We start from the raw sequence: 25359 nt of genomic DNA on the forward strand, positions 1-25359 counted from the left end.
ACCATGCGCCGCTTTCTCCTGATTGCCGTGTTGGCGGCGGTGGGACTGCTCTACGGACTGACCATTGCAACGGGCAGCACCAGCCCGCTGGCGGAATATTTCTGGTGGATTATCGCCCTGTGTGCGCTGCTGATGCTGGTGTTGGCGTCGGTTTTGACGCGCTACGTCCTGCTCCTCATGCGCGACAAAAGCAAGGGCGTGTTCGGCTCGCAGATTGCGCGGCGGCTGTCGGGGATGTTTACGCTGGTGGCGGTATTGCCGGGCGTGTTCCTGTTCGGCATTTCCGCGCAGTTCATCAACGGTACGATTAATTCGTGGTTCGGCAACGATACCCACGAAGCCCTCGAGCGCAGCCTGAACTTGAGCAAATCCGCGCTGAATCTGGCGGTGGACAACGCCGTCAGCAACGCCACGCCGGTGCAAATCGACCTGATTAGCACTGCGTCTGTGGACGGAGATTTGGGCAAAGCGTTGACCAGTGCCGCCAAATCGGGCGGCTTTACCCAGCTTTCGCTATACGACGTCAAAACCCATAAAACCGAGAAAAGTGTCAATCCGCTGAAACTAAACCAGCCCGAACTCGACAAAGAAGGATGGGAGAAGCTGGAGCAGACCGGCTCGATACGCAGTTTGGAAAACATAGAAAACGTCTTGTACGCGCAAGGCTGGATGCTGATCGGCGCGCACAACGGACGCGATTACGCCTTGTTTTTCCGCCAGCCCATCCCGCAGGATGTGGCGCAAGACGCGACGCTGATTGAAGCGGCGCGGGCGAAATACGCCGAATTGAGCTATACCAAACAAGGTCTGCAAACCTTCTTCTTGGCGACTTTGCTGGTTGCCGCGCTGTTGGCGATTTTCCTTGCCTTGGTAATGGCGCTGTATTTCGCCCGCCGCTTCGTCGAGCCGGTATTGTCGTTGGCAGAAGGCGCAAGGGCGGTGGCGCAGGGCGATTTCAGCCAGAAACGCCCCGTGTTCCGCAATGATGAATTCGGCAGGTTGACCCAGTTGTTCAACCACATGACCGAACAGCTTGCCATTGCCAAAGAAGCCGACGAGAACAACCGCCTGCGCGAAGAAGCGGCGCGCCACTATCTCGAATGCGTGTTGGAAAGTTTGACCACGGGCGTGATTACTTTGGATGCCGAAGGTCGTCTGAAAACCTTCAACAAAGCCGCCGAACGGATTTTGGGCATTGAATTGGTGCCGCTGTGGGGCAGCAACTGGCATGACTGGCGCGGACAATCGCCGCAGCAGACCCTGCTTGCTGAAGTGTTTGCCGCCATTGAAGAAACCGCCAATGCCGCCAAGCCCGTCCAAGTCGAATACGCCGCCCCCGACGATGCGCGCATTCTCTTGGGTAAAGCCACCATCCTGCCCGACGACAACGACAACGGCGTGGTAATGGTGATTGACGACATCACCGTCCTCATCCGCGCCCAAAAAGAAGCCGCTTGGGGCGAAGTGGCGAAACGGTTGGCGCATGAAATCCGCAATCCGCTCACGCCTATCCAACTTTCCGCCGAGAGATTGGCATGGAAATTGCATGATAAATTGGACGAACAACACGCCCAAATCCTCAACCGTTCGACCGACACCATCGTCAAACAGGTGGCGGCATTGAAAGAAATGGTCGAAGCCTTCCGCAATTACGCCCGCGCTCCGTCGCTGAATTTTGAAAAACACGATTTGAACCGCTTGGTCGAAGAAGTGTTGCTGCTGTACGAGGGCGGGGCGTGCCGCTTTGTTCCGAACTTGTCCGACAAACCGCAGCCGATTTCCGCCGATACCACCGCCATGCGGCAGGTGTTGCACAATATTTTCAAAAACGCGGCGGAGGCGGCGGAAGAGGCAGAAGTTCCGCAAGTGAATGTCAGTGTCGGTGAAGATAACGACGGACAGGTTTTATTGACCGTTTGTAACAACGGCAAAGGTTTCAGCAAGGAAATGCTGCATAATGCCTTCGAGCCGTATGTTACCGACAAGCCGACAGGTACGGGTCTGGGATTGCCCGTTGTGAAGAAAATCATCGAAGAGCACGGCGGCCGCATCAGCCTGAGCAATCAGAACGAAGGCGGCGCGTGTGTGAAAATAGCCTTACCCCGATTGGTAGAAACTTATGCGTAGCAGTGATATTTTAATTGTAGATGACGAAGTAGGTATCCGCGACTTGCTCTCGGAAATCCTCCAAGACGAAGGTTATTCCGTGGCTTTGGCGGAGAACGCCGAAGAGGCGCGCCAACTGCGCCACCAAACCCGTCCCGCCATGGTGTTGTTGGACATCTGGATGCCCGACTGCGACGGCATCACCCTGCTCAAAGAGTGGGCGAAAAACGGGCAGCTCAATATGCCCGTGGTGATGATGAGCGGACACGCCAGCATCGACACCGCCGTCGAAGCCACCAAAATCGGCGCGCTCGACTTTTTGGAAAAACCGGTTGCCCTGCAAAAGCTGCTCTCTACCGTCGACCGCGCCCTCAAACACGGCGAAATGCAGATGGCGGCGGGCTTGTCCTTCGATAAGCTCGGCAACAGCCCCGCCATTCAGGAATTCAAACAGCAGCTCGAGCCTGCCGTGAAAAAAAGCGGTCCCGTGCTGCTCAGCGGCGAAACCGGTTCGCCGTTTGAAATCGTTGCCCGCTATTTCCACAAAAGCGGCACACCTTGGGTCGAACTCAGCCGCGTCGAACTCATCGCGGACGCGCCTTTAGAGTTGCTGCAAAAAGCATCGGGCGGCACGCTCTATCTCGGTGATGCCGCGCAGTACAGCAAAAACATCCAAAACGGCATCAGCTTCATCCTCGGTAAGGCAGACCGTTACAACGTGCGTGTCATTGTCGCCGGCAGCCATGCCGCCGATGAAAGCCCGGCAGACGCCATTGCCGATGCCAAGTTGTCCGAACTGCTCTCCGGCAACGTCATCAGCATCCCGCCGTTGCGCAGCCAATCCGAAGACATCGCCTTCTTGGTCAACCAAGTCATGACCGAATTGGCGGACAGTGAAAAAATCCAGCCCGTCAAATTCAGCAACGGCTCGCTGACTGTCCTCTGCCAATACAACTGGCCGGGCAATTTCGACCAACTCCGCAGCGTCGTGAAAAACCTGATGCTGGAAGCGGACGGACAAGAAGTCCACGAGCAGGCGGTCGTTGCCGCATTGGGACAAAAACGGGCAACGGTTGCTACCGAAATCGTCGGCGGTTTCAACTTCAACATGCCTTTGCGCGAACTGCGTGAAGAGTTGGAACGCCGCTATTTCGAATACCACATCGCCCAAGAAGGGCAAAACATGAGTCGCGTCGCCCAAAAAGTCGGCTTGGAGCGCACGCACCTTTACCGCAAACTCAAACAATTAGGCATCAGCGTTTCCCGCCGCAGCGCAGCGGAAAAAGCAGAAGAGTAGGGCGGCAGTAGGATAAAAGGTCGTCTGAAAGCATATGGCACGCCGCGGTATGTTTTCAGACGACCTTGTTTGCCATCAACTCGACCGCTTTTGCCGTATCCAACCCACTGATGCAAATCCGGTTCATTTATTGAATGCGCCATTCCCGTGCAGGCGGGAGAAGGAATCACGGCTGCGTGCGACAATCATTTGAATAACAGATATTTCTACCGTATCGTGTAGAATATAAAAATATTACAAAAGTTACTAACGGGCTGCCGGCTGTTCAGCAGCATCCGCATGGCGGTGAACGGACAGGAAACCGGAAGCTGGCGCGGGAACGCCGTATCGGTTTAAAGTTCGCCGGTTTTATCTTTAAATACTGACATTTATCCGTTTTCAGACGACCTCACGAACAAAGGTCGTCTGAAAACAACAAGGGGACACAATTGATGACGGAAAATGACCGCCTTGCCTGGCTGCAACTGGCGTTTACGCCTTATGTCGGCGCGGAGGGCTTCTTGCTCCTGCTGCAACGTTTCGGCAGCGCGAAAGCCGCGCTGGATGCTCCGGCGGAACAAATAGCCGCGGTGGTGCGCCACAAGCAGGCAGCCGAATCTTGGCGCAACGGCGAAAAACGGGCGTTGGCGCAAAAGGCTGCGGAAGCGGCGTTGCAATGGGAAACGCAGGACGGCTGCCGTTTGTTGCTGCTGCAAGATGATGATTTTCCCGAAATGCTGACGCAGGGCATTACCGCGCCGCCGGTTTTGTTTTTGCGCGGCAACGTGCAACTGCTGCACAAACCTTCCGCCGCCATCGTCGGCAGCCGCCATGCCACGCCGCAGGCGATGCGGATTGCCAAAGATTTTGGTAGGGCGTTGAGCGAAAGGGATATTCCTGTCGTGTCGGGTATGGCTTCGGGTATAGACACCGCCGCCCATCAAGGCGCGTTACAGGCGGGCGGCAGTACCATCGCCGTCTGGGGAACGGGCATAGACCGCATTTATCCGCCGTCCAATAAAAACCTTGCCTATGAAATCGCCGAAAAAGGGTTGATCGTCAGCGAGTTTCCTTTGGATACGCGGCCTTTTGCGGGCAACTTCCCGCGCCGCAACCGCCTGATCGCTGCATTGTCGCAGGTTACGCTGGTGGTCGAGGCCGCCTTGGAATCCGGTTCACTGATTACCGCCAAGCTGGCGGCGGAGATGGGGCGGGAGGTGATGGCGGTACCCGGTTCGATAGACAATCCGCACAGCAAAGGCTGTCACAAGCTGATTAAAGACGGCGCGAAATTGGTGGAATGTTTGGACGACATCCTTCACGAATGTCCGGGGCTATTGCAAAATGCGGCAGTTCCATCATATTCTATAAATAAGAAAAACAAAAAAACGGAAAAACGCACTGCCGTCAGAGAGACGTCGTCTGAACCTGTTTTACCGTTTTCAGACGACCTTCATGTCCGAAAACAGCCGGCGCAAGCCAATACGGTTGCCGCGCCGACAGCGGAAGACGGGCTGCTGGACGCCATGGGTTACGACCCCGTTCATCCCGATATATTGGCGCAGCAAACCGCATGGGCGGCGGCAGACGTTTACGCTCGACTGCTGGAATACGAACTCGACGGCATCGTCGCCGCCTTGCCGGGCGGACGCTATCAGCGCATAAAAGCATAATTGATTCATTCATTAAGGAACCAGCATGACAGAAGTCATCGCCTATCTCATCGAACACTTCCAAGATTTCGACAACTGCCCGCCGCCGGAGGATTTGGGCCGCCTGTTGGAAGATGCGGGTTTTGACGTAACGGAAATCGGCAATACGCTGATGATGATGGAAGTGTTGTTCAATACGTCCGAATTCGCCGCCGCGCCGTTCGACAGCCATGCCCTGCGCGTGTATTGCAACGAGGAAGTGGAAAACCTGCCGCAGGAAGTCATGGGGCTGATGCAGTATCTGGTTGCCGAACGCGCCATCACTTACGAGCAGCGCGAAATCGTCATCCACGCCCTGATGCACATCCCGCCCGAAGAAATCACACTCGATACGGCGAAAGTGCTGGTGTTGCTCTTATTGTGGGCGCACAAAAGCGAATTGCCCGTCTTAATCGGCGACGACCTGATGGGCGCGCTCAACGGCAAAGCGACCATGCATTAAACCTTTTCAGACGACCTTTTGACGCAGCTTGTTCAGAAAGGTCGTCTGAAACGCATCATCCAATACATTAAAAGAGAACAAACAATGGCGAAAAACCTCTTAATCGTCGAATCACCGTCCAAAGCCAAAACCCTGAAAAAATACCTTGGCGGCGATTTCGAAATTTTGGCCTCCTACGGCCACGTCCGCGACCTCGTCCCCAAAAACGGTGCCGTCGATCCCGAACACGACTTCGCCATGAAATACGAGCTGATCAAACGCAACGCCAAACACGTCGATGCGATTGTTGCCGGAGCTAAAGAAGCCGAAAACATCTACCTCGCAACCGACCCGGATAGGGAAGGCGAAGCGATTTCCTGGCACCTTTTTGAAATCCTCAAATCCAAACGCGGCCTGAAAAACATCAAGCCACAGCGTGTCGTGTTCCACGAAATCACCAAAAATGCCGTGCTCGATGCCGTCGCCAATCCGCGCGAAATCGAAATGGATTTGGTCGATGCGCAACAAGCCCGCCGCGCTTTGGACTATCTGGTCGGTTTCAACCTCTCGCCATTGTTGTGGAAAAAAATCCGCCGCGGCTTGAGCGCAGGCCGTGTGCAAAGTCCCGCCTTGCGTTTGATTTGCGAACGCGAAAACGAAATCCGCGCGTTTGAAGCGCAGGAATATTGGACGGTGCATCTCGACAGCCACAAAGGCCGCAGCAAGTTCACCGCCAAACTCGCCCAATACAACGGGGCGAAACTCGAACAATTCGACCTGCCAAACGAAGCCGCGCAAGCCGACGTGTTGAAAGAACTTGAAGGCAAAGAGGCCGTCGTTACCGCCATCGAAAAGAAAAAGCGCAACCGCAATCCCGCCGCGCCGTTCACCACATCCACCATGCAGCAGGATGCCGTGCGCAAACTCGGCTTCACCACCGACCGCACCATGCGTACCGCCCAGCAGCTTTACGAAGGTATAGACGTGGGGCAGGGCGCCATCGGTCTGATTACCTATATGCGTACCGACAGCGTGAACTTGGCTGACGAAGCGTTAACCGAAATCCGCCATTACATCGAAAACAAAATCGGCAAAGAATATCTGCCGAGTGCCGCCAAACAATACAAAACCAAATCCAAAAACGCCCAAGAAGCGCACGAAGCCATCCGTCCGACTTCCGTGTACCGCACGCCCGAAAGCGTCAAACCCTTCCTGAGTGCAGACCAGTTCAAACTCTATCAAATGATTTGGCAGCGTACCGTCGCCTGTCAGATGACGCCCGCCAAATTCGACCAAACCACCGTCGATATTACCGTCGGCAAAGGCGTATTCCGCGTAACCGGACAAGTGCAAACCTTCGCAGGCTTCCTCAGCGTTTACGAAGAAAGCAGCGACGATGAAGAAGGCGAAGACAGCAAAAAACTGCCCGAAATGAGCGAAGGCGACAAATTGCCCGTGGACAAACTCTACGGCGAGCAACACTTTACCACCCCGCCGCCGCGCTACAACGAAGCCACGCTGGTTAAAGCCCTCGAAGAATACGGCATCGGCCGCCCCTCGACCTACGCCAGCATCATCTCCACGCTCAAAGACCGCGAATACGTTACCCTTGAGCAAAAACGCTTCATGCCCACCGATACAGGCGACATCGTCAACAAATTCCTGACCGAACACTTCGCCCAATACGTCGACTATCACTTCACCGCCAAACTCGAAGACCAGCTCGACGAAATCGCCGACGGCAAACGCCGCTGGATTCCTGTGATGGACAAATTCTGGAAACCGTTCATCAAGCAAGTGGAAGAAAAAGAAGGCATCGAACGCGCCAAATTCACCACGCAGGAACTCGACGAAACCTGTCCGAAATGCGGCGAACACAAACTGCAAATCAAGTTCGGCAAAATGGGCCGCTTCGTCGCCTGCGCCGGCTATCCCGAGTGCAGCTACACGCGCAACGTCAACGAAACCGCCGAAGAAGCCGCCGAGCGCATCGCCAAAGCCGAAGCAGAACAAGCCGAACTTGATGGGCGCGAATGCCCCAAATGCGGCGGACGGCTGGTGTACAAATACAGCCGTACCGGCAGCAAATTCATCGGCTGCGCAAACTACCCCAAATGCAAGCACGTCGAGCCGCTGGAAAAACCCAAAGATACCGGCGTCCAATGCCCGCAATGCAAAAAAGGCAACCTCGTCGAGCGCAAATCCCGCTACGGCAAACTGTTTTACAGTTGCAGCACCTATCCCGACTGCAACTACGCCACTTGGAACCCGCCCGTTGCCGAAGAATGCCCGAACTGCCATTGGCCGGTCTTGACCATCAAAACCACCAAACGCTGGGGCGTGGAAAAAGTCTGTCCGCAAAAAGAATGCGGCTGGAAAGAACAGATTGAACCGCCTGCACCGAAAGAATGATGAAAGTAGGTTGGTTTAAAGAGAAAAGGTCGTCTGAAAAAATTTCAGACGACCTTTGCTGTTCTGTGATTGTTTTATTTAAATCCGCGTGTCGTTTTAAAGTCCGATAAAATACGGTTCATTTCTGGTTCAAATAAGGCTATGTAATCGTAAGATAGACCGCGGCTGGCACTAGGGTGGGGCAGGCAGACGACTTCGCAATTTTCAAACGATTGGAATCTGATTTTGAAACGTGTACCGCTAAAATCTTTTTGTACTACTCGTAGCGGTTGAGTTTGTTTTCCGACAAGCTGCTCGAAGCGCGGCAATACATTTGCGCAATTAAGATAATTTGTCAGGTTGCTTCCCATGAAGAGAATCAATTTAGGGCGTAGTTTCTCAATGTGGTAGAGAAAATTATCGACGTGTTCAGGTTGGAGAAATTTGTTTGGATTGTCGATTTTGTTGCCCTGAGTGGCTGCCCAGTTGGTTTGAACCAGGGATTTTTCAAATGCACCGCCCAATCCATTTTCGTCTAAGGGGTGTCCCCACATTTCAAACCAGTTTTTTATCGTATTGTCGTAACGCCACTTTTTTGCCTGCTCACCATAATAGAGGGATTTATTGGCAAATGTATGGTCGATTTTGTTTTCAGGGAGTTTGTATTCACCTGCTACATAAGCAGCCTCATCGGCTTTACTCCAACCCCATTCATACCCACAAATCATTAAACCATGTTTGTCGTTGTAACCTTGGAATATACTGTTACTGAGATTCAGGTCTGACATGATAATAACCTTATATAAATATTTCACAGAGAGATACTCATTATAAATAAGTAAATGTAATTTATCTAGTTTAAGTTTAAAATGCACTTTACATGGTGAAACATAGTTCAGTATTTCATGTCGTCAAACTCAAACTGAAAAGGTCGTCTGAAAAATTTTCAGACGACCTTTTCAGTCTTATTAAGAAAGGATTTAACGCCTTGCAAAAACCAGTGTGGCAAGAAAGAATAAACTGACTATCAGAGCAACGGTTTTGCCGATCAAGGGCAGGCAAAAGACGAACCAAAGCAGACCGCGTCCCAAGTTCGGAATCAATCCCAAGTGGCGGTAATATTCGTCAAAGAAATGGGCGTGGGCGGTGAAGGCAATCACGCCGCCGATATAAACACCCAAAATAATTTTCCAAAGCGGCATTGTCAGCCATCCATATTTTCATTAAGTATTATGGCCAATAGACTGAAAAAACGGTGGGAAAGTTCTAATGGTGGACGTAAGCAACCTTTTTATTTGAGAAAATATTTTATGATTTATAAAATTTTGTAAGTTTACCATTATAAAAAATAAAATTTCACGATGCGCCGATTTGTTTTCATGCGGCCTTAAATGAAAAAAACGCTGCGGTATAATGGCTGCTTTGTCATTCTTTAGAGGTCGTCTGAAACTGTTGGACGATTCGTTTTAATCATGAGCAAACACAGCAAACATTCAAATCAAGTCCGCATCATCGGCGGGCAATGCAGGGGACGGAAACTGGTTTTTGCAGATGCGGACGGTCTGCGTCCAACGCCTGACAGTGTCCGCGAAAAACTTTTCAATTGGCTGGGTCAGGATTTGACCGGTATGAATGCGTTGGATTTGTTTGCTGGAAGCGGCGCGTTGGGATTTGAGGCCGCGTCCCGTAACGCGAAGAGGGTGGTGCTGGCAGATAATAATCGCAAAACTGCCGATATGCTGCGGCAAAACGCCAGAGCATTGGGTTTGGATAAACTGGAAATCCTCAATACCGATGGCCTTGCGTATCTGCAGAGGTCGTCTGAAAAGTTTGATGTGGTCTTTTTGGATCCGCCGTTTGCGTGGCAGGATTGGGAAAATTTGTTTGCTTCTTTGAAAAACAGCTTGAAAAACGGGGCAATGGTCTATATTGAAGCAGGGGAGCTGCCCGATTTCCCCGAGTGGCTGGAGCCTTATCGCGAAGGACGGGCGGGTAAGAGCAGTTTTGTGCTCTTGCAGTTTGTCCAAGTAGCTGAATAGTAAGAGATTTGAGAATCATTACCAGGGTGTAAACATTCGCCTAAACGGATTGTTTTTGACGCGTTTGTGCTATAATCCGCGCCCAATCGGTTTTGATAATTTAAATGAAAAAGGAAAAGAAATGTCGCTCTTTATTACAGATGAGTGCATTAACTGTGACGTTTGCGAGCCGGAGTGCCCCAATGACGCCATCTCGCAAGGCGAGGAAATTTACGAAATCAACCCTAATTTGTGTACGCAGTGCGTAGGCCATTACGATGAGCCGCAATGTCAGCAGGTATGTCCCGTGGACTGCATCCTGATTGATGAAGAGCATCCGGAAACACACGAAGAGCTGATGGCAAAATACGAAAAAATCATTCAGTTCAAATAAATTCTTTTTTAAAGCAATAAATTGAGTGATTTTAAGAAAACAAAATTAAAAAAGAACTTGACGAAAATCTGAGTCACGAATAAACTTGCGTTCTCTTTTGGTGGGATTCCCGAGCGGTCAAAGGGGGCAGACTGTAAATCTGTTGCGAGAGCTTCGAAGGTTCGAATCCTTCTCCCACCACCAAATTCCAATGTGTTGGAGCATTGATGCAGTAAGTCTGCGGGTGTAGCTCAATGGTAGAGCAGAAGCCTTCCAAGCTTACGGTGAGGGTTCGATTCCCTTCACCCGCTCCAATAGTCTATTGGCCCATGTAGCTCAGGGGTAGAGCACTCCCTTGGTAAGGGAGAGGCCGGCAGTTCAAATCTGCCCATGGGCACCAAATACCATTTTCTCAGTATTTTAAAGATAGGAAATTTGCCATGGCAAAGGAAAAATTTGAACGTAGCAAACCGCACGTAAACGTTGGCACCATTGGTCACGTTGACCATGGTAAAACCACCCTGACTGCTGCTTTGACTACTATTTTGGCTAAAAAATTCGGTGGTGCTGCAAAAGCTTACGACCAAATCGACAACGCTCCCGAAGAAAAAGCCCGCGGTATTACCATTAATACCTCACACGTAGAATACGAAACCGAAACCCGCCACTACGCACACGTAGACTGCCCGGGTCACGCCGACTACGTTAAAAACATGATTACTGGTGCCGCACAAATGGACGGCGCGATCTTGGTATGTTCCGCTGCTGATGGTCCTATGCCGCAAACCCGCGAACACATCCTATTGGCTCGCCAAGTAGGCGTACCTTACATCATCGTGTTCATGAACAAATGCGACATGGTTGATGATGCCGAGCTGTTGGAGCTGGTTGAAATGGAAATCCGTGACTTGCTGTCAAGCTACGACTTCCCAGGTGACGACTGCCCGATCGTACAAGGTTCTGCACTGAAAGCCTTGGAAGGCGACGCCGCTTACGAAGAAAAAATCTTCGAACTGGCTGCCGCATTGGACAGCTACATCCCGACTCCTGAGCGTGCCGTGGACAAACCGTTCTTGTTGCCTATCGAAGACGTATTCTCTATCTCAGGTCGTGGTACAGTAGTAACCGGCCGTGTAGAGCGCGGTGTCATCCACGTTGGTGACGAGATCGAAATCGTAGGTCTGAAAGAAACCCAAAAAACCACTTGTACCGGTGTTGAAATGTTCCGCAAACTGCTGGACGAAGGTCAAGCAGGTGACAACGTAGGCGTATTGCTGCGCGGTACCAAACGTGAAGAAGTGGAACGCGGTCAAGTATTGGCTAAACCGGGTACCATCACTCCTCACACTAAATTCAAAGCAGAAGTTTACGTATTGAGCAAAGAAGAGGGTGGTCGTCATACTCCGTTCTTCGCTAACTACCGTCCTCAATTCTACTTCCGTACTACCGACGTAACCGGCGCGGTTACTTTGGAAGAAGGTGTAGAAATGGTTATGCCTGGTGAGAACGTAGCCATCACTGTAGAACTGATTGCACCGATCGCTATGGAAGAAGGTCTGCGCTTTGCGATTCGCGAAGGTGGCCGTACCGTAGGTGCGGGTGTGGTTTCTTCTATCATCGCTTAAGTTTAGAGGCCAATAGCTCAATTGGTAGAGTATCGGTCTCCAAAACCGAGGGTTGGGGGTTCGAGACCCTCTTGGCCTGCCAAATAAAAAATTAACCGGCCCTGTGCCGGTTAATTTTTTTGCATTTCTTTTTTAGTAATTAATTTAAACCATTGCATGAGTGAGATAGTGCGACTTTGATGCTGTGGTGAGTGAGTAAAGATGACTGAACATACATCTGAACATAAAGCAGAAAAGTCGGGTCAGCTTGTAACATCCGGCAATCATTCTACGCCGCCTAAGCGAGAAGGGCTGCTTTCCTATTTTAAAAACTCATGGTCTGAGTTTAAAAAAGTTGTTTGGCCTACGCGAGATGATGCAGTTAAGATGACGATATTCGTCGTTATATTTGTAGCAATCTTGGCAGTATTTATTTATGCGGCAGACAGTGCTATTTCTTGGCTGTTTTTTGATGTGTTGTTGAAGAGGGGGTAAAAATGTCAAAACGTTGGTATGTTGTGCAGGCTTATTCCGGCTTTGAGAAAAATGTCCAGAAGATCCTAAAAGAGCGTATCGCTCGCGAAGGTATGGAAGGTTATTTCGGTCAGATTCTTGTTCCGGTTGAAGAAGTGGTCGATATTAAAAATGGTCGCAAAACCATTAGCGAGCGTAAGTTTTATCCGGGCTATGTTTTGGTCGAAATGGAAATGACCGATGATTCATGGCATTTGGTGAAAAGTACCCCTCGAGTTTCAGGTTTTATTGGTGGTACGGCAAATAAGCCTACTCCGATTTCTCAAAGAGAGGCTGATGCAATCTTGCAACAGGTTCGTTCTGGGGTTGAGAAGCCTAAACCTAAAGTTGAATTTGAAGTGGGGCAGCAAGTTCGTGTGAACGAAGGACCTTTTGCTGACTTCAACGGTATTGTAGATGAAGTGAATTATGAGCGTAATAAATTGAGGGTTTCTGTTCAGATTTTTGGTCGTGAAACCCCGGTTGAGCTGGAGTTTGGTCAAGTAGAAAAGATTTAAGTTTTTAAATCCCTTGAAAAAAAATCTCTAAGTAAATATAATACTGAATTCTTTTTTGGGAAGCGGAAATGGTTCCGCGCTATACCCGTTTTTAGGAGTCCTATAAGTGGCAAAGAAAATTATCGGCTATATCAAACTGCAAATTCCTGCAGGTAAAGCCAATCCATCTCCCCCAGTTGGTCCTGCTTTGGGTCAGCGTGGTCTGAATATTATGGAATTCTGTAAAGCATTTAATGCTGCAACTCAAGGCATGGAGCCTGGTTTGCCGATTCCAGTTGTAATTACTGCATTTGCGGATAAGTCATTCACTTTTGTGATGAAAACTCCTCCGGCCTCTATTCTGTTGAAAAAAGCTGCCGGTTTGCAAAAAGGTAGTTCTAATCCTCTGACAAACAAAGTGGGTAGATTGACCCGTGCTCAGTTGGAAGAAATTGCTAAAACTAAAGAACCTGATTTGACTGCTGCTGATTTGGATGCTGCTGTTCGCACTATTGCTGGTTCTGCTCGCTCAATGGGTTTAGATGTGGAGGGTGTTGTATAATGGCTAAAGTATCTAAACGCTTGAAAGCTTTGCGCTCTTCTGTTGAAGCCAATAAATTATATGCAATTGATGAAGCAATTGCTTTGGTAAAAAAAGCAGCGACTGCTAAATTTGACGAGTCTGTCGACGTATCTTTCAACTTGGGTGTTGATCCGCGTAAATCTGACCAAGTTATCCGTGGTTCAGTTGTTCTGCCTAAAGGTACTGGTAAAACAACCCGCGTGGCGGTATTTACTCAAGGTGCAAATGCTGAAGCAGCTAAAGAAGCTGGTGCTGATGTTGTCGGCTTTGAAGATTTGGCTGCTGAAATCAAAGCAGGTAATCTGAACTTTGACGTTGTTATTGCTTCTCCTGATGCAATGCGCATCGTTGGTCAGTTGGGTACTATCTTGGGTCCGCGTGGCTTGATGCCAAACCCTAAAGTGGGTACTGTTACTCCTAATGTGGCTGAAGCAGTTAAAAATGCAAAAGCAGGTCAAGTGCAATATCGGACAGACAAAGCTGGTATCGTTCATGCAACTATCGGTCGTGCTTCGTTCGCTGAAGCTGATTTGAAAGAGAACTTTGATGCGTTGCTGGACGCTATCGTTAAAGCTAAACCCGCTGCTGCTAAAGGTCAGTACCTGAAAAAAGTTGCTGTATCCAGCACTATGGGTTTAGGTGTTCGCGTTGATACATCAAGCGTGAATAACTAATCTAAGAAATTTTCAAGCAACTCTATTTTTGAGTTGCTTGAATTTGGGCTACTTAGAATTAAGTAGATGTCCAAGACCGTAGGGATCGCAAGATTTAATCGTAACTGCCCTACGCAGACGGTAGTCCTGAAACACATTGCAAGATTGCTTGTAAGATGTCTTTTTAGGTTACCGCGCTGGTGGGATATCATTCCGATATCCTGTTTATAAACAGTGGGAGGTAGACCTTGAGTCTCAATATTGAAACCAAGAAAGTAGCCGTAGAGGAAATCAGCGCAGCAATTGCTAACGCTCAGACTCTCGTGGTTGCTGAATATCGCGGTATCAGTGTTTCCAGCATGACTGAGCTTCGCGCTAATGCGCGTAAAGAAGGCGTTTACTTGCGCGTTCTGAAAAACACATTGGCTCGTCGTGCAGTAGAGGGTACTTCATTCGCAGCTTTGGCTGATCAAATGGTTGGTCCGTTGGTTTATGCTGCTTCTGAAGATGCTGTTGCTGCTGCTAAAGTGCTGCACCAATTCGCGAAAAAAGATGACAAGATTGTAGTTAAAGCCGGTTCTTACAATGGTGAAGTGATGAATGCTGCTCAGGTTGCTGAGTTGGCTTCTATTCCGAGCCGCGAAGAGCTGTTGTCCAAACTGTTGTTCGTTATGCAAGCTCCTGTATCAGGCTTTGCGCGTGGTTTGGCTGCTTTGGCAGAGAAAAAAGCAGGCGAAGAGGCCGCTTAATCAATTTTGTTTCTGTTAATCAATTATTTTTTAATACAATATTTGGAGTATAAATAGCATGGCTATTACTAAAGAAGACATTTTGGAAGCAGTTGGTTCTTTGACCGTAATGGAATTGAACGACTTGGTTAAAGCTTTTGAAGAAAAATTCGGTGTTTCTGCTGCTGCAGTTGCAGTTGCAGGTCCTGCAGGTGCTGGTGCGGCTGCTGCTGAAGAAAAAACTGAATTTGACGTAGTATTGGCTTCTGCCGGTGACCAAAAAGTTGGCGTGATTAAAGTAGTTCGCGCAATTACCGGTCTGGGTCTGAAAGAAGCTAAAGACATCGTTGATGGCGCACCTAAAACTCTTAAAGAAGGTGTTTCTAAAGCTGAAGCTGAAGACATCCAAAAACAATTGGAAGAAGCCGGCGCTAAAGTCGAAATCAAATAATTTGATGCTTCCTGTGAAGGCTGGCAGTTTTCTGCCAGCCTTATTTTGCTTGTTGTTATTAGGTTAATAGATTATTTACATTTATTTGCAATTTATTCGCAAGTTAAGTTTAAATAAATGTAAATAACACAAACAATAGGCGTTATTTCAGACGACCTCTTTCTTTAAAATTGCTTTTCGGAGTGTATATGAACTATTCGTTTACCGAGAAAAAACGTATCCGTAAGAGTTTTGCAAAACGAGAGAACGTATTGGACGTTCCCTTTTTGTTGGCAACACAAATTGATTCTTATGCGAAATTTCTGCAATTAGAAAATGCTTTTGATCAGCGCACTGACGATGGTCTGCAGGCTGCATTTAATTCTATTTTCCCTATCGTAAGCCACAACGGTTATGCGCGTCTGGAGTTTGTGCATTACACGTTGGGTGAGCCTTTGTTTGATATTCCTGAATGTCAATTGCGTGGAATCACTTATGCCGCTCCTCTGCGTGCGCGTATCCGATTGGTGATTTTAGACAAGGAAGCGTCTAAACCGACAGTCAAAGAAGTTCGTGAAAATGAAGTGTACATGGGCGAAATCCCATTGATGACTCCAAGCGGTTCGTTTGTCATTAACGGTACCGAACGTGTAATTGTTTCTCAGTTGCACCGTTCTCCCGGTGTGTTCTTTGAGCATGACCGTGGTAAAACCCATTCCTCCGGTAAATTGTTGTTCTCCGCTCGAATTATTCCTTACCGTGGTTCGTGGTTGGATTTCGAATTTGACCCGAAAGATTTGCTGTATTTCCGTATCGACCGTCGCCGCAAAATGCCGGTTACGATTTTGTTGAAGGCCTTGGGCTACAACAATGAGCAGATCTTGGATATTTTCTACGATAAAGAAACGTTCTATCTGTCTGAAAATGGTGTTCAAACCGATTTGGTTGTAGGTCGTCTGAAAGGTGAAACTGCCAAAGTTGATATCCTGGATAAAGAAGGCAACGTCTTGGTTGCTAAAGGTAAACGTATTACCGCAAAAAATATCCGTGATATTAGCAATGCGGGATTGACTCGTTTGGATGTGGAGCCCGAAAGCCTGTTAGGCAAAGCGTTGGCTGCCGATTTGATTGACCCGGAAACAGGTGAAGTATTGGCTGTTGCCAATGATGAAATCACTGAAGAGTTGTTGGCAAAATTTGATATTCATGGTGTAAAACAGCTTACTACGCTTTACATTAATGAATTGGATCAGGGCGGTTATATTTCCAATACTCTGCGCACTGATGAGACTGCTGATCAGCAAGCAGCACGTGTTGCGATTTATCGTATGATGCGCCCAGGCGAACCCCCTACCGAAGAGGCAGTAGAGCAATTGTTTAACCGCTTGTTCTTCAGTGAAGATAGCTACGATTTGTCTCGCGTAGGTCGTATGAAATTCAATACGCGTACTTATGAACAAAAATTGTCTGAAGCACAACAACAGTCTTGGTATGGCCGTTTGTTGAATGAAACTTTCGCAGGCGCTGCCGAAAAAGGCGGTTATGTTCTGAGCGTCGAAGATATTGTTGCCTCAATTGCTACTTTGGTTGAATTGCGTAACGGTCATGGCGAAGTGGACGATATTGACCACTTGGGCAACCGTCGTGTGCGTTCGGTAGGTGAGTTGACTGAAAACCAATTCCGCAGTGGTTTGGCTCGCGTGGAACGTGCTGTAAAAGAACGCCTGAATCAAGCGGAATCAGAAAACTTAATGCCGCATGATTTGATTAATGCGAAACCTGTTTCTGCTGCCATCAAAGAATTCTTCGGCTCAAGCCAATTGAGTCAGTTTATGGATCAGACCAACCCCTTGTCTGAAGTAACCCATAAGCGCCGCGTATCTGCGTTGGGCCCGGGTGGTTTGACCCGTGAACGCGCCGGTTTTGAGGTGCGAGACGTGCATCCGACCCACTATGGCCGCGTATGTCCGATTGAAACGCCTGAAGGTCCGAACATCGGTTTGATTAACTCATTGTCCGTTTATGCGCGTACCAATGATTATGGTTTCTTGGAAACTCCTTACCGCCGCGTTATCGACGGCAAAGTAACCGAGGAAATCGATTACTTGTCTGCCATTGAAGAAGGCCGTTATGTGATTGCACAGGCGAATGCTGATTTGGACAAAGACGGTAATTTGATTGGCGACTTGGTAACTTGTCGCGAAAAAGGCGAAACCATTATGGCAACGCCTGACCGTGTGCAATATATGGACGTGGCAACCGGTCAAGTGGTATCCGTAGCGGCATCCCTGATTCCGTTCTTGGAACACGATGATGCGAACCGTGCATTGATGGGTGCCAACATGCAACGTCAGGCCGTACCGTGCCTGCGTCCTGAAAAACCGATGGTTGGTACCGGTATCGAACGTTCCGTTGCTGTTGACTCTGCTACTGCAATCGTTGCCCGCCGCGGCGGTGTGGTTGAGTATGTTGATGCCAACCGTGTTGTGATTCGTGTCCATGACGATGAAGCGACTGCCGGTGAAGTGGGTGTCGATATTTACAACTTGGTTAAATTCACCCGTTCCAACCAATCTACCAATATCAACCAACGTCCGGCCGTCAAAGCTGGCGACGTTTTGCAACGCGGCGATTTGATTGCTGACGGCGCATCCACCGATTTGGGCGAATTGGCTCTGGGTCAAAACATGACCATCGCCTTCATGCCGTGGAACGGTTATAACTATGAAGACTCGATTCTGATTTCCGAAAAAGTGGCTGCAGACGACCGCTATACTTCGATTCACATTGAGGAATTGAATGTTGTTGCCCGCGACACCAAGCTGGGTGCGGAAGATATTACCCGCGATATTCCGAACTTGTCCGAGCGTATGCAAAACCGTTTGGATGAATCCGGTATCGTTTACATCGGTGCGGAAGTGGAAGCAGGTGATGTGTTGGTAGGTAAAGTAACGCCTAAAGGCGAAACCCAACTGACTCCTGAAGAGAAACTGCTGCGCGCCATCTTTGGCGAAAAAGCATCCGACGTAAAAGACACCTCGTTGCGTATGCCTACTGGCATGAGCGGTACGGTTATCGACGTTCAAGTCTTTACTCGCGAAGGTATCCAACGCGACAAACGTGCTCAATCCATTATTGATTCCGAGCTGAAACGTTACCGTCAAGACTTGGGAGACCAGTTGCGTATTTTTGATAACGATGCATTCGACCGTATTGAGCGTATGATCGTTGGTCAAAAAGCCAACGGCGGTCCGATGAAGCTGGCCAAAGGCAGCGAAATTTCGACAGAATATCTGGCAAGTCTGCCCAGCAAACACGATTGGTTCGATATCCGTTTGTCTGATGAAGATTTGGCCAAACAATTAGAACTGATTAAATTGAGTCTGCAACAAAAACGCGAAGAAGCGGACGAATTGTACGAAATCAAGAAGAAAAAACTGACCCAAGGCGACGAATTGCAGCCTGGCGTACAAAAAATGGTGAAAGTCTTTATCGCCATCAAACGCCGTCTGCAAGCCGGTGACAAAATGGCGGGCCGCCACGGTAACAAAGGTGTGGTATCGCGTATTCTGCCGGTGGAAGATATGCCTTACATGGCGGACGGTCGTCCCGTGGACATCGTACTGAACCCGTTGGGCGTACCTTCCCGTATGAACATCGGTCAGATTTTGGAAGTTCACTTGGGTTGGGCGGCAAAAGGTATCGGCGAGCGTATCGACCGTATGCTGAAGGAGCAACGCAAAGCCAGCGAGCTGCGCGAGTTCTTGAACAAACTCTACAACGGCAGCGGTAAGAAAGAAGATTTGGATGCCCTGACTGATGAAGAAATCATCGAACTGGCTTCCAATCTGCGTAAAGGCGCATCTTTCGCATCGCCGGTGTTTGACGGTGCGAAAGAATCCGAAATCCGTGAAATGCTGAATTTGGCTTATCCGAGCGATGATCCTGAAGTCGAAAAATTGGGCTTTAACGACAGCAAAACCCAAATTACGCTGTATGACGGACGCTCTGGCGAACCGTTTGACCGCAAGGTCACAGTAGGTGTGATGCACTATCTGAAACTGCACCACTTGGTTGACGAAAAAATGCACGCGCGCTCTACCGGTCCGTATAGTTTGGTTACTCAACAGCCTCTGGGCGGTAAAGCTCAGTTCGGTGGTCAACGTTTCGGTGAGATGGAGGTTTGGGCGCTGGAAGCATACGGCGCAGCCTACACACTGCAAGAGATGTTGACCGTGAAGTCCGACGACGTAACAGGCCGTACAAAAATGTACGAGAACATCGTCAAAGGCGAGCACAAAATTGATGCCGGTATGCCTGAGTCCTTCAACGTATTGGTTAAAGAGATTCGCTCACTGGGCTTGGATATTGATTTGGAACGTTACTAAACAGAAGTTTTCAGACGGCCTCTTTGAAGGTCGTCTGAAAAAGCGGTTGCAGAATAAGAATGAATTAATCGAAATCTGAAAATATCAGGTCGTCTGAAACCGTAACGTACCGTTTCCAATATCGAAAATCCGCCACGCGGTAAAAATACTTCCTTCAAGGAGCAAAAATGAATTTGTTGAACTTATTTAATCCGTTGCAAACTGCCGGCATGGAAGAAGAGTTTGATGCCATCAAAATCGGCATTGCTTCTCCCGAAACCATTCGTTCATGGTCTTACGGCGAAGTTAAAAAGCCTGAAACCATCAACTATCGTACGTTCAAACCTGAGCGTGACGGTCTGTTCTGCGCCAAAATCTTTGGTCCGGTCAAAGACTACGAGTGCTTGTGCGGAAAATATAAACGCTTGAAATTTAAAGGTGTAACCTGTGAAAAATGTGGCGTGGAAGTGACTTTGTCCAAAGTGCGCCGCGAACGCATGGGTCATATCGAATTGGCCGCGCCTGTGGCACACATTTGGTTCTTGAAATCCCTGCCTTCTCGTTTGGGTATGGTGCTGGACATGACTTTGCGCGACATTGAACGCGTATTGTACTTTGAAGCATTTGTTGTGACCGACCCCGGCATGACTCCGCTGCAACGCCGTCAATTGCTGACTGAAGATGACTACTACAACAAACTGGACGAATACGGCGACGATTTCGATGCCAAAATGGGTGCGGAAGGTATCCGCGAATTGTTGCGCACCTTGGATGTAGCAGGCGAAATCGAAATCCTGCGCCAAGAGCTTGAGTCGACCGGTTCAGATACCAAAATCAAAAAAATCGCCAAACGCTTGAAAGTGTTGGAAGCCTTCCACCGTTCCGGTATGAAACTGGAGTGGATGATTATGGACGTGCTGCCGGTATTGCCGCCTGATTTGCGTCCTTTGGTTCCGTTGGATGGCGGTCGTTTTGCCACTTCCGATTTGAACGATTTATACCGTCGCGTCATCAACCGTAACAACCGTCTGAAACGCCTGCTGGAACTGCACGCTCCTGACATCATTGTTCGCAACGAAAAACGTATGTTGCAAGAAGCGGTTGACTCGCTGTTGGATAACGGCCGTCGCGGTAAAGCCATGACCGGCGCCAACAAACGTCCGCTGAAATCGTTGGCAGACATGATTAAAGGTAAGGGCGGTCGTTTCCGTCAAAACCTGCTGGGTAAACGTGTGGACTACTCTGGTCGTTCCGTGATTACCGTAGGTCCATACCTGCGTCTGCACCAATGTGGTTTGCCGAAAAAAATGGCTTTGGAACTGTTCAAACCGTTCATTTTCCATAAACTGGAAAAACAAGGTCTGGCTTCTACCGTTAAAGCAGCGAAAAAATTGGTAGAGCAAGAAGTACCGGAAGTATGGGACATTTTGGAAGAAGTCATCCGCGAACATCCGATTATGCTGAACCGTGCGCCGACCCTGCACCGTTTGGGTATTCAAGCGTTTGAACCTATCCTGATTGAAGGTAAAGCCATTCAGTTGCATCCGTTGGTATGTGCCGCGTTTAACGCCGACTTTGACGGTGACCAAATGGCGGTACACGTTCCATTGAGCTTGGAAGCGCAAATGGAAGCGCGCACCTTGATGCTGGCTTCAAACAACGTATTGTCTCCTGCAAACGGTGAACCGATTATCGTACCTTCCCAAGACATCGTATTGGGCCTGTACTACATGACTCGCGACCGCATCAATGCTAAAGGTGAGGGTAGCCTGTTTGCTGATGTGAAAGAAGTGCATCGTGCATACCATACCAAACAGGTTGAGCTGGGTACGAAAATCACCGTACGTCTGCGTGAATGGGTGAAAAACGAAGCCGGTGAATTCGAGCCAGTCGTTACCCGTTACGAAACGACTGTCGGTCGTGCATTGTTGAGCGAAATCCTGCCTAAAGGCTTGCCTTTCGAGTACATCAACAAAGCGCTGAAGAAAAAAGAAATTTCCAAACTGATTAACGCATCGTTCCGCCTGTGCGGCTTGCGCGATACGGTTATTTTCGCCGACCACTTGATGTATACTGGTTTCGGATTCGCAGCCAAAGGCGGTATTTCCATTGCTGTTGACGACATGGAAATTCCGAAAGAAAAAGCAGCCTTGTTGGCTGAAGCCAATGCCGAGGTTAAAGAAATCGAAGACCAATACCGTCAAGGTTTGGTCACCAACGGTGAACGCTACAACAAAGTGGTGGATATTTGGGGTCGTGCCGGCGATAAAATCGCTAAAGCGATGATGGACAACTTGTCCAAGCAAAAAGTTATCGACCGTGATGGCAACGAAGTCGATCAAGAGTCATTTAACTCCATCTATATGATGGCAGACTCCGGTGCCCGTGGTTCTGCGGCTCAGATTAAACAGTTGTCTGGTATGCGTGGCTTGATGGCAAAACCAGACGGCTCGATTATTGAAACGCCGATTACCTCAAACTTCCGCGAAGGTCTGACTGTATTGCAATACTTTATTGCGACCCACGGTGCGCGTAAGGGTTTGGCGGATACCGCATTGAAAACCGCGAACTCCGGTTACCTGACCCGTCGTCTGGTAGACGTAACTCAAGACTTGGTCGTTGTTGAAGACGATTGTGGTACTTCAGACGGCTTTGTTATGAAAGCGGTCGTACAGGGCGGTGATGTGATTGAAGCATTGCGCGATCGTATTTTGGGTCGTGTTACCGCGTCTGACGTTGTCGATCCGTCAAGTGGCGAGACCTTGGTTGAAGCCGGTACGTTGTTGACGGAAAAACTGGTGGATATGATTGATCAATCCGGTGTGGATGAGGTCAAAGTCCGTACCCCGATTACTTGTAAAACCCGCCATGGCTTGTGTGCGCACTGTTACGGTCGCGACTTGGCACGCGGCAAACTGGTTAATGCCGGTGAAGCAGTTGGCGTGATTGCCGCTCAGTCTATCGGTGAACCGGGTACCCAGTTGACCATGCGTACGTTCCACATCGGTGGTGCGGCATCCCGTGCGGCAGCAGCCAGCCAAGTTGAAGCCAAATCCAACGGTACGGCACGATTCAGCAGCCAAATGCGTTATGTTGCCAACAATAAAGGCGAATTGGTTGTCATCGGTCGCTCTTGCGAAGTAGTTATCCATGATGACATCGGCCGTGAACGCGAACGCCACAAAGTGCCTTACGGTGCGATCTTGATGGTTCAAGATGGTGAAGCCATTAAAGCCGGTCAAACGTTGGCAACTTGGGATCCGCATACCCGTCCGATGATTACCGAACACGCAGGTTGGGTGAAATTCGAAAATGTTGAAGAGGGTGTAACCGTTGCCAAACAAACTGACGATGTAACCGGTTTGTCTACCTTGGTGGTTATCGACGGCAAGCGCCGTTCCGGCAGTGCATCCAAACTGCTTCGTCCTACTGTAAAATTGTTGGATGAAAACGGTCTGGAAATCTGTATTCCAGGTACCTCCACCCCGGTATCTATGGCATTCCCTGTGGGTGCAGTGATTACCGTGCGCGAGGGTCAGGAAGTCGGTAAAGGCGACGTATTGGCGCGTATCCCGCAAGCCTCTTCCAAAACCCGCGATATTACCGGTGGTCTGCCGCGCGTTGCCGAGCTGTTTGAAGCACGCGTGCCGAAAGATGCAGGTATGCTGGCAGAAATTACCGGTACCGTTTCATTCGGTAAAGAGACCAAAGGCAAACAGCGTCTGATTATCACTGATGTAGACGGCGTAGCATACGAGACTTTGATTTCCAAAGAGAAACAAATTCTGGTGCACGACGGTCAAGTGGTAAACCGCGGTGAAACCATCGTAGACGGAGCGGTAGATCCGCATGATATTCTGCGTCTGCAAGGTATCGAAGCACTGGCGCGTTATATCGTTCAAGAGGTGCAAGAGGTTTACCGTCTTCAAGGCGTGAAGATTTCCGATAAACACATCGAAGTCATCATCCGTCAGATGCTGCGCCGTGTGAATATTGTCGATTCAGGTGAAACCGAATTCATTACCGGTGAGCAAGTCGAACGCGGCGATGTCATGACCGCCAATGAAAAAGCTTTGGAAGAAGGCAAAGAACCGGCACGTTACGAAAATGTATTGTTGGGTATTACCAAAGCCTCCTTGTCAACCGACAGCTTTATTTCTGCCGCATCGTTCCAAGAAACGACCCGCGTTCTGACCGAAGCCGCCATTATGGGCAAGCAAGACGAGTTGCGCGGTCTGAAAGAGAACGTAATCGTAGGTCGTCTGATTCCTGCCGGTACCGGTTTGACCTACCACCGCAGCCGCCGCCAGCAATGGCAGGAAGCAGAGCAAGAAGCTTCCGAAATCGAAGCAACAGATGAATAATCCGTAGGATGTTTGTTTAAAAGAAAACCGCAAGGCAATATCACTTGCGGTTTTCTTTTTCAGACGACCTGTGTGGATTATCAGTGTCGTTATGAAAAGTACGGTAGGAAGGGTGGCTCTAATAGAGTTGCAAACCGATTTATGCTTGATAAAGGTCGTCTGAACAAAGAGTGCGTATCGTTTGATGATTTTTATCCATTTCAGACGACCTCAGTTGCTAAATAGTTCTTAGTAAATACAAAATACCAACTTTTATCCGCCGTTTGCTTGACTAAACTCTTGCAATAAAAATATAATTCCACTCTTGCCGACATGGTGTCGGCAAGTATTTAACTCAACAGGACGAGAAAATATGCCAACTATCAACCAATTGGTACGCAAAGGCCGTCAAAAGCCCGTGTACGTAAACAAAGTGCCTGCACTGGAAGCCTGTCCGCAAAAACGCGGCGTATGCACCCGTGTATACACGACTACCCCTAAAAAACCTAACTCTGCATTGCGTAAAGTATGTAAAGTTCGTCTGACCAACGGTTTTGAAGTCATTTCATACATCGGCGGTGAAGGCCACAACCTGCAAGAGCACAGCGTCGTACTGATTCGCGGCGGTCGTGTAAAAGACTTGCCGGGTGTACGTTACCACACTGTACGCGGTTCCTTGGATACTGCAGGTGTTAAAGACCGTAAACAAGCCCGTTCTAAATACGGTGCTAAGCGTCCTAAATAATTACAGGGACTTAAATAGGCACGTCGGCCGCCTAAGCTGAACAACGGCCGAGTAAGTGAATGCTCATTTGGGTATTCATGGGAATTGACCCGACTGAATAGATTAAAGGAAATTAAAATGCCAAGACGTAGAGAAGTCCCCAAGCGCGATGTATTGCCTGATCCTAAATTCGGCAGCGTCGAGCTGACTAAATTCATGAACGTATTGATGATTGACGGTAAAAAATCTGTTGCCGAACGTATCGTTTACGGTGCGTTGGAGCAAATCGAGAAAAAAACCGGCAAAGCAGCAATCGAAGTATTCAACGAAGCCATTGCAAACGCCAAACCTATCGTGGAAGTGAAAAGCCGCCGTGTAGGTGGTGCAAACTACCAAGTTCCTGTTGAGGTTCGTCCTTCACGCCGTCTGGCTCTTGCAATGCGCTGGGTTCGCGATGCGGCCCGTAAACGTGGTGAGAAATCCATGGACCTGCGTTTGGCAGGCGAATTGATTGATGCGTCCGAAGGTCGCGGCGGTGCGTTGAAAAAACGTGAAGAAGTACACCGCATGGCTGAAGCCAACAAAGCATTCTCTCACTTCCGTTTCTAATTTTGAAAGGC

At 49.1% G+C, this 25359-nt stretch carries 19 protein-coding genes, 4 tRNA genes and 2 pseudogenes; 23 read left to right on the forward strand and 2 right to left on the reverse strand.

The features are described from left to right. Window positions 1-3: 3 nt before the first annotated feature. The 6 genes and pseudogenes from J7445_RS10905 to topA all read left to right on the forward strand — a co-directional run bounded on the left by J7445_RS10905 (window position 4) and on the right by topA (window position 7927). Window positions 4-2127, forward strand: a complete 2124-nt coding sequence (locus J7445_RS10905) for a sensor histidine kinase (protein WP_070655265.1) — start codon at window positions 4-6, stop codon at window positions 2125-2127. After that, entirely contained in the window at window positions 2120-3403 is a 1284-nt protein-coding gene (locus tag J7445_RS10910) for a sigma-54-dependent transcriptional regulator (protein WP_070655260.1), read from the forward strand. The genes J7445_RS10905 and J7445_RS10910 overlap by 8 nt, the downstream gene beginning before the upstream one ends. Before the next feature lie 431 nt (window positions 3404-3834). Further along, window positions 3835-4765 (forward strand): annotated as a pseudogene (gene dprA / locus J7445_RS10915) (DNA-processing protein DprA); the annotation flags it as partial. Window positions 4766-4899: 134 nt separating this feature from the next. Then, window positions 4900-5055 (forward strand): annotated as a pseudogene (locus J7445_RS12620) (DprA-like winged helix domain-containing protein); the annotation flags it as partial. A 25-nt stretch (window positions 5056-5080) separates the two neighbouring features. Next, the gene (locus tag J7445_RS10920; protein ID WP_003742632.1) at window positions 5081-5536 is read left to right on the forward strand and encodes a Smg family protein; all 456 of its coding nucleotides are present in this window, start codon (window positions 5081-5083) and stop codon (window positions 5534-5536) included. Between the two features lie 84 nt (window positions 5537-5620). Beyond that, the gene (gene topA, locus J7445_RS10925; protein WP_070655256.1) at window positions 5621-7927 is read left to right on the forward strand and encodes a type I DNA topoisomerase; all 2307 of its coding nucleotides are present in this window, start codon (window positions 5621-5623) and stop codon (window positions 7925-7927) included. A gap of 74 nt (window positions 7928-8001) precedes the next feature. Here the strand turns inward: topA and J7445_RS10930 are convergent, their stop codons facing one another. Then, window positions 8002-8697 (reverse strand): hypothetical protein, encoded by a 696-nt coding sequence (locus tag J7445_RS10930; protein ID WP_029609880.1) that lies wholly within the window; start codon window positions 8695-8697, stop codon window positions 8002-8004. A gap of 189 nt (window positions 8698-8886) precedes the next feature. After that, a complete protein-coding gene (locus tag J7445_RS10935; RefSeq protein ID WP_003742639.1) occupies window positions 8887-9108 on the reverse strand; it encodes a hypothetical protein in 222 nt (73 codons plus the stop codon). Between the two features lie 270 nt (window positions 9109-9378). On the opposite strand from J7445_RS10935, the gene rsmD reads away from it, so the two are divergent. The 17 genes from rsmD (at window position 9379) to rpsG (ending at window position 25348) form a co-directional block, all read left to right on the forward strand. Next, window positions 9379-9945, forward strand: a complete 567-nt coding sequence (gene rsmD, locus J7445_RS10940; protein WP_070655252.1) for a 16S rRNA (guanine(966)-N(2))-methyltransferase RsmD — start codon at window positions 9379-9381, stop codon at window positions 9943-9945. Between the two features lie 121 nt (window positions 9946-10066). Next, a complete protein-coding gene (locus J7445_RS10945) occupies window positions 10067-10318 on the forward strand; it encodes a YfhL family 4Fe-4S dicluster ferredoxin (protein WP_003679513.1) in 252 nt (83 codons plus the stop codon). Window positions 10319-10417: 99 nt separating this feature from the next. Continuing rightward, a tRNA-Tyr gene (locus tag J7445_RS10950) sits at window positions 10418-10501 on the forward strand. A 36-nt stretch (window positions 10502-10537) separates the two neighbouring features. Then, window positions 10538-10611: transfer RNA gene (locus J7445_RS10955), tRNA-Gly, on the forward strand. A gap of 11 nt (window positions 10612-10622) precedes the next feature. Next, window positions 10623-10697, forward strand: a tRNA-Thr gene (locus tag J7445_RS10960). Between the two features lie 40 nt (window positions 10698-10737). Next, window positions 10738-11922 carry an elongation factor Tu gene (gene tuf, locus J7445_RS10965; protein WP_003742643.1) on the forward strand — a complete coding sequence of 395 codons (1185 nt, stop codon included), beginning with the start codon at window positions 10738-10740 and terminating at the stop codon, window positions 11920-11922. 6 nt (window positions 11923-11928) lie between these two features. After that, a tRNA-Trp gene (locus J7445_RS10970) sits at window positions 11929-12004 on the forward strand. Between the two features lie 119 nt (window positions 12005-12123). Further along, window positions 12124-12396 (forward strand): preprotein translocase subunit SecE, encoded by a 273-nt coding sequence (gene secE / locus J7445_RS10975; protein WP_003779769.1) that lies wholly within the window; start codon window positions 12124-12126, stop codon window positions 12394-12396. Window positions 12397-12398: 2 nt separating this feature from the next. Further along, window positions 12399-12932, forward strand: a complete 534-nt coding sequence (nusG, locus tag J7445_RS10980) for a transcription termination/antitermination protein NusG (RefSeq protein WP_070654427.1) — start codon at window positions 12399-12401, stop codon at window positions 12930-12932. Window positions 12933-13038: 106 nt separating this feature from the next. After that, a complete protein-coding gene (rplK, locus tag J7445_RS10985) occupies window positions 13039-13473 on the forward strand; it encodes a 50S ribosomal protein L11 (protein ID WP_019270604.1) in 435 nt (144 codons plus the stop codon). Continuing rightward, window positions 13473-14168 (forward strand): 50S ribosomal protein L1, encoded by a 696-nt coding sequence (rplA, locus tag J7445_RS10990; RefSeq protein WP_003763421.1) that lies wholly within the window; start codon window positions 13473-13475, stop codon window positions 14166-14168. The genes rplK and rplA overlap by 1 nt, the downstream gene beginning before the upstream one ends. Window positions 14169-14395: 227 nt before the next feature. Continuing rightward, on the forward strand, window positions 14396-14896 hold the full coding sequence (gene rplJ, locus J7445_RS10995; protein ID WP_003760504.1) for a 50S ribosomal protein L10: 501 nt from the start codon (window positions 14396-14398) through the stop codon (window positions 14894-14896). 58 nt (window positions 14897-14954) lie between these two features. Then, window positions 14955-15326 (forward strand): 50S ribosomal protein L7/L12, encoded by a 372-nt coding sequence (gene rplL, locus J7445_RS11000; protein ID WP_003677916.1) that lies wholly within the window; start codon window positions 14955-14957, stop codon window positions 15324-15326. 188 nt (window positions 15327-15514) lie between these two features. Beyond that, window positions 15515-19693: a DNA-directed RNA polymerase subunit beta gene (gene rpoB / locus J7445_RS11005; protein WP_070654428.1), complete on the forward strand. Its 4179-nt coding sequence runs from the start codon at window positions 15515-15517 to the stop codon at window positions 19691-19693. Window positions 19694-19860: 167 nt separating this feature from the next. Then, the gene (gene rpoC, locus J7445_RS11010; RefSeq protein WP_003760500.1) at window positions 19861-24036 is read left to right on the forward strand and encodes a DNA-directed RNA polymerase subunit beta'; all 4176 of its coding nucleotides are present in this window, start codon (window positions 19861-19863) and stop codon (window positions 24034-24036) included. A gap of 352 nt (window positions 24037-24388) precedes the next feature. Further along, complete coding sequence (rpsL, locus tag J7445_RS11015; RefSeq protein ID WP_002218431.1) at window positions 24389-24760, forward strand: 30S ribosomal protein S12; 372 nt, start codon at window positions 24389-24391, stop codon at window positions 24758-24760. Between the two features lie 117 nt (window positions 24761-24877). Then, window positions 24878-25348: a 30S ribosomal protein S7 gene (gene rpsG, locus J7445_RS11020; protein WP_003745196.1), complete on the forward strand. Its 471-nt coding sequence runs from the start codon at window positions 24878-24880 to the stop codon at window positions 25346-25348. The last annotated feature ends 11 nt before the right edge of the window (window positions 25349-25359 follow it).

The sequence above is a fragment of the Neisseria sicca genome (genome assembly GCF_017753665.1).
Taxonomy (GTDB): Bacteria; Pseudomonadota; Gammaproteobacteria; order Burkholderiales; family Neisseriaceae; genus Neisseria; species Neisseria flava.

Bases quoted from the DNA above. Each gene is read 5' to 3' on its own strand.
- secE (WP_003779769.1), top strand. From the start codon at position 12,124: ATGACTGAACATACATCTGAACATAAAGCAGAAAAGTCGGGTCAGCTT.
- J7445_RS10935 (WP_003742639.1), bottom strand. From the start codon at position 9,108: ATGCCGCTTTGGAAAATTATTTTGGGTGTTTATATCGGCGGCGTGATT.
- rplA (WP_003763421.1), top strand. From the start codon at position 13,473: ATGGCTAAAGTATCTAAACGCTTGAAAGCTTTGCGCTCTTCTGTTGAA.
- rplL (WP_003677916.1), top strand. From the start codon at position 14,955: ATGGCTATTACTAAAGAAGACATTTTGGAAGCAGTTGGTTCTTTGACC.
- rpoB (WP_070654428.1), top strand. From the start codon at position 15,515: ATGAACTATTCGTTTACCGAGAAAAAACGTATCCGTAAGAGTTTTGCA.
- J7445_RS10920 (WP_003742632.1), top strand. From the start codon at position 5,081: ATGACAGAAGTCATCGCCTATCTCATCGAACACTTCCAAGATTTCGAC.
- J7445_RS10905 (WP_070655265.1), top strand. From the start codon at position 4: ATGCGCCGCTTTCTCCTGATTGCCGTGTTGGCGGCGGTGGGACTGCTC.
- J7445_RS10945 (WP_003679513.1), top strand. From the start codon at position 10,067: ATGTCGCTCTTTATTACAGATGAGTGCATTAACTGTGACGTTTGCGAG.
- nusG (WP_070654427.1), top strand. From the start codon at position 12,399: ATGTCAAAACGTTGGTATGTTGTGCAGGCTTATTCCGGCTTTGAGAAA.
- rsmD (WP_070655252.1), top strand. From the start codon at position 9,379: ATGAGCAAACACAGCAAACATTCAAATCAAGTCCGCATCATCGGCGGG.
- tuf (WP_003742643.1), top strand. From the start codon at position 10,738: ATGGCAAAGGAAAAATTTGAACGTAGCAAACCGCACGTAAACGTTGGC.
- rpsG (WP_003745196.1), top strand. From the start codon at position 24,878: ATGCCAAGACGTAGAGAAGTCCCCAAGCGCGATGTATTGCCTGATCCT.
- topA (WP_070655256.1), top strand. From the start codon at position 5,621: ATGGCGAAAAACCTCTTAATCGTCGAATCACCGTCCAAAGCCAAAACC.
- rpoC (WP_003760500.1), top strand. From the start codon at position 19,861: ATGAATTTGTTGAACTTATTTAATCCGTTGCAAACTGCCGGCATGGAA.
- J7445_RS10910 (WP_070655260.1), top strand. From the start codon at position 2,120: ATGCGTAGCAGTGATATTTTAATTGTAGATGACGAAGTAGGTATCCGC.
- rpsL (WP_002218431.1), top strand. From the start codon at position 24,389: ATGCCAACTATCAACCAATTGGTACGCAAAGGCCGTCAAAAGCCCGTG.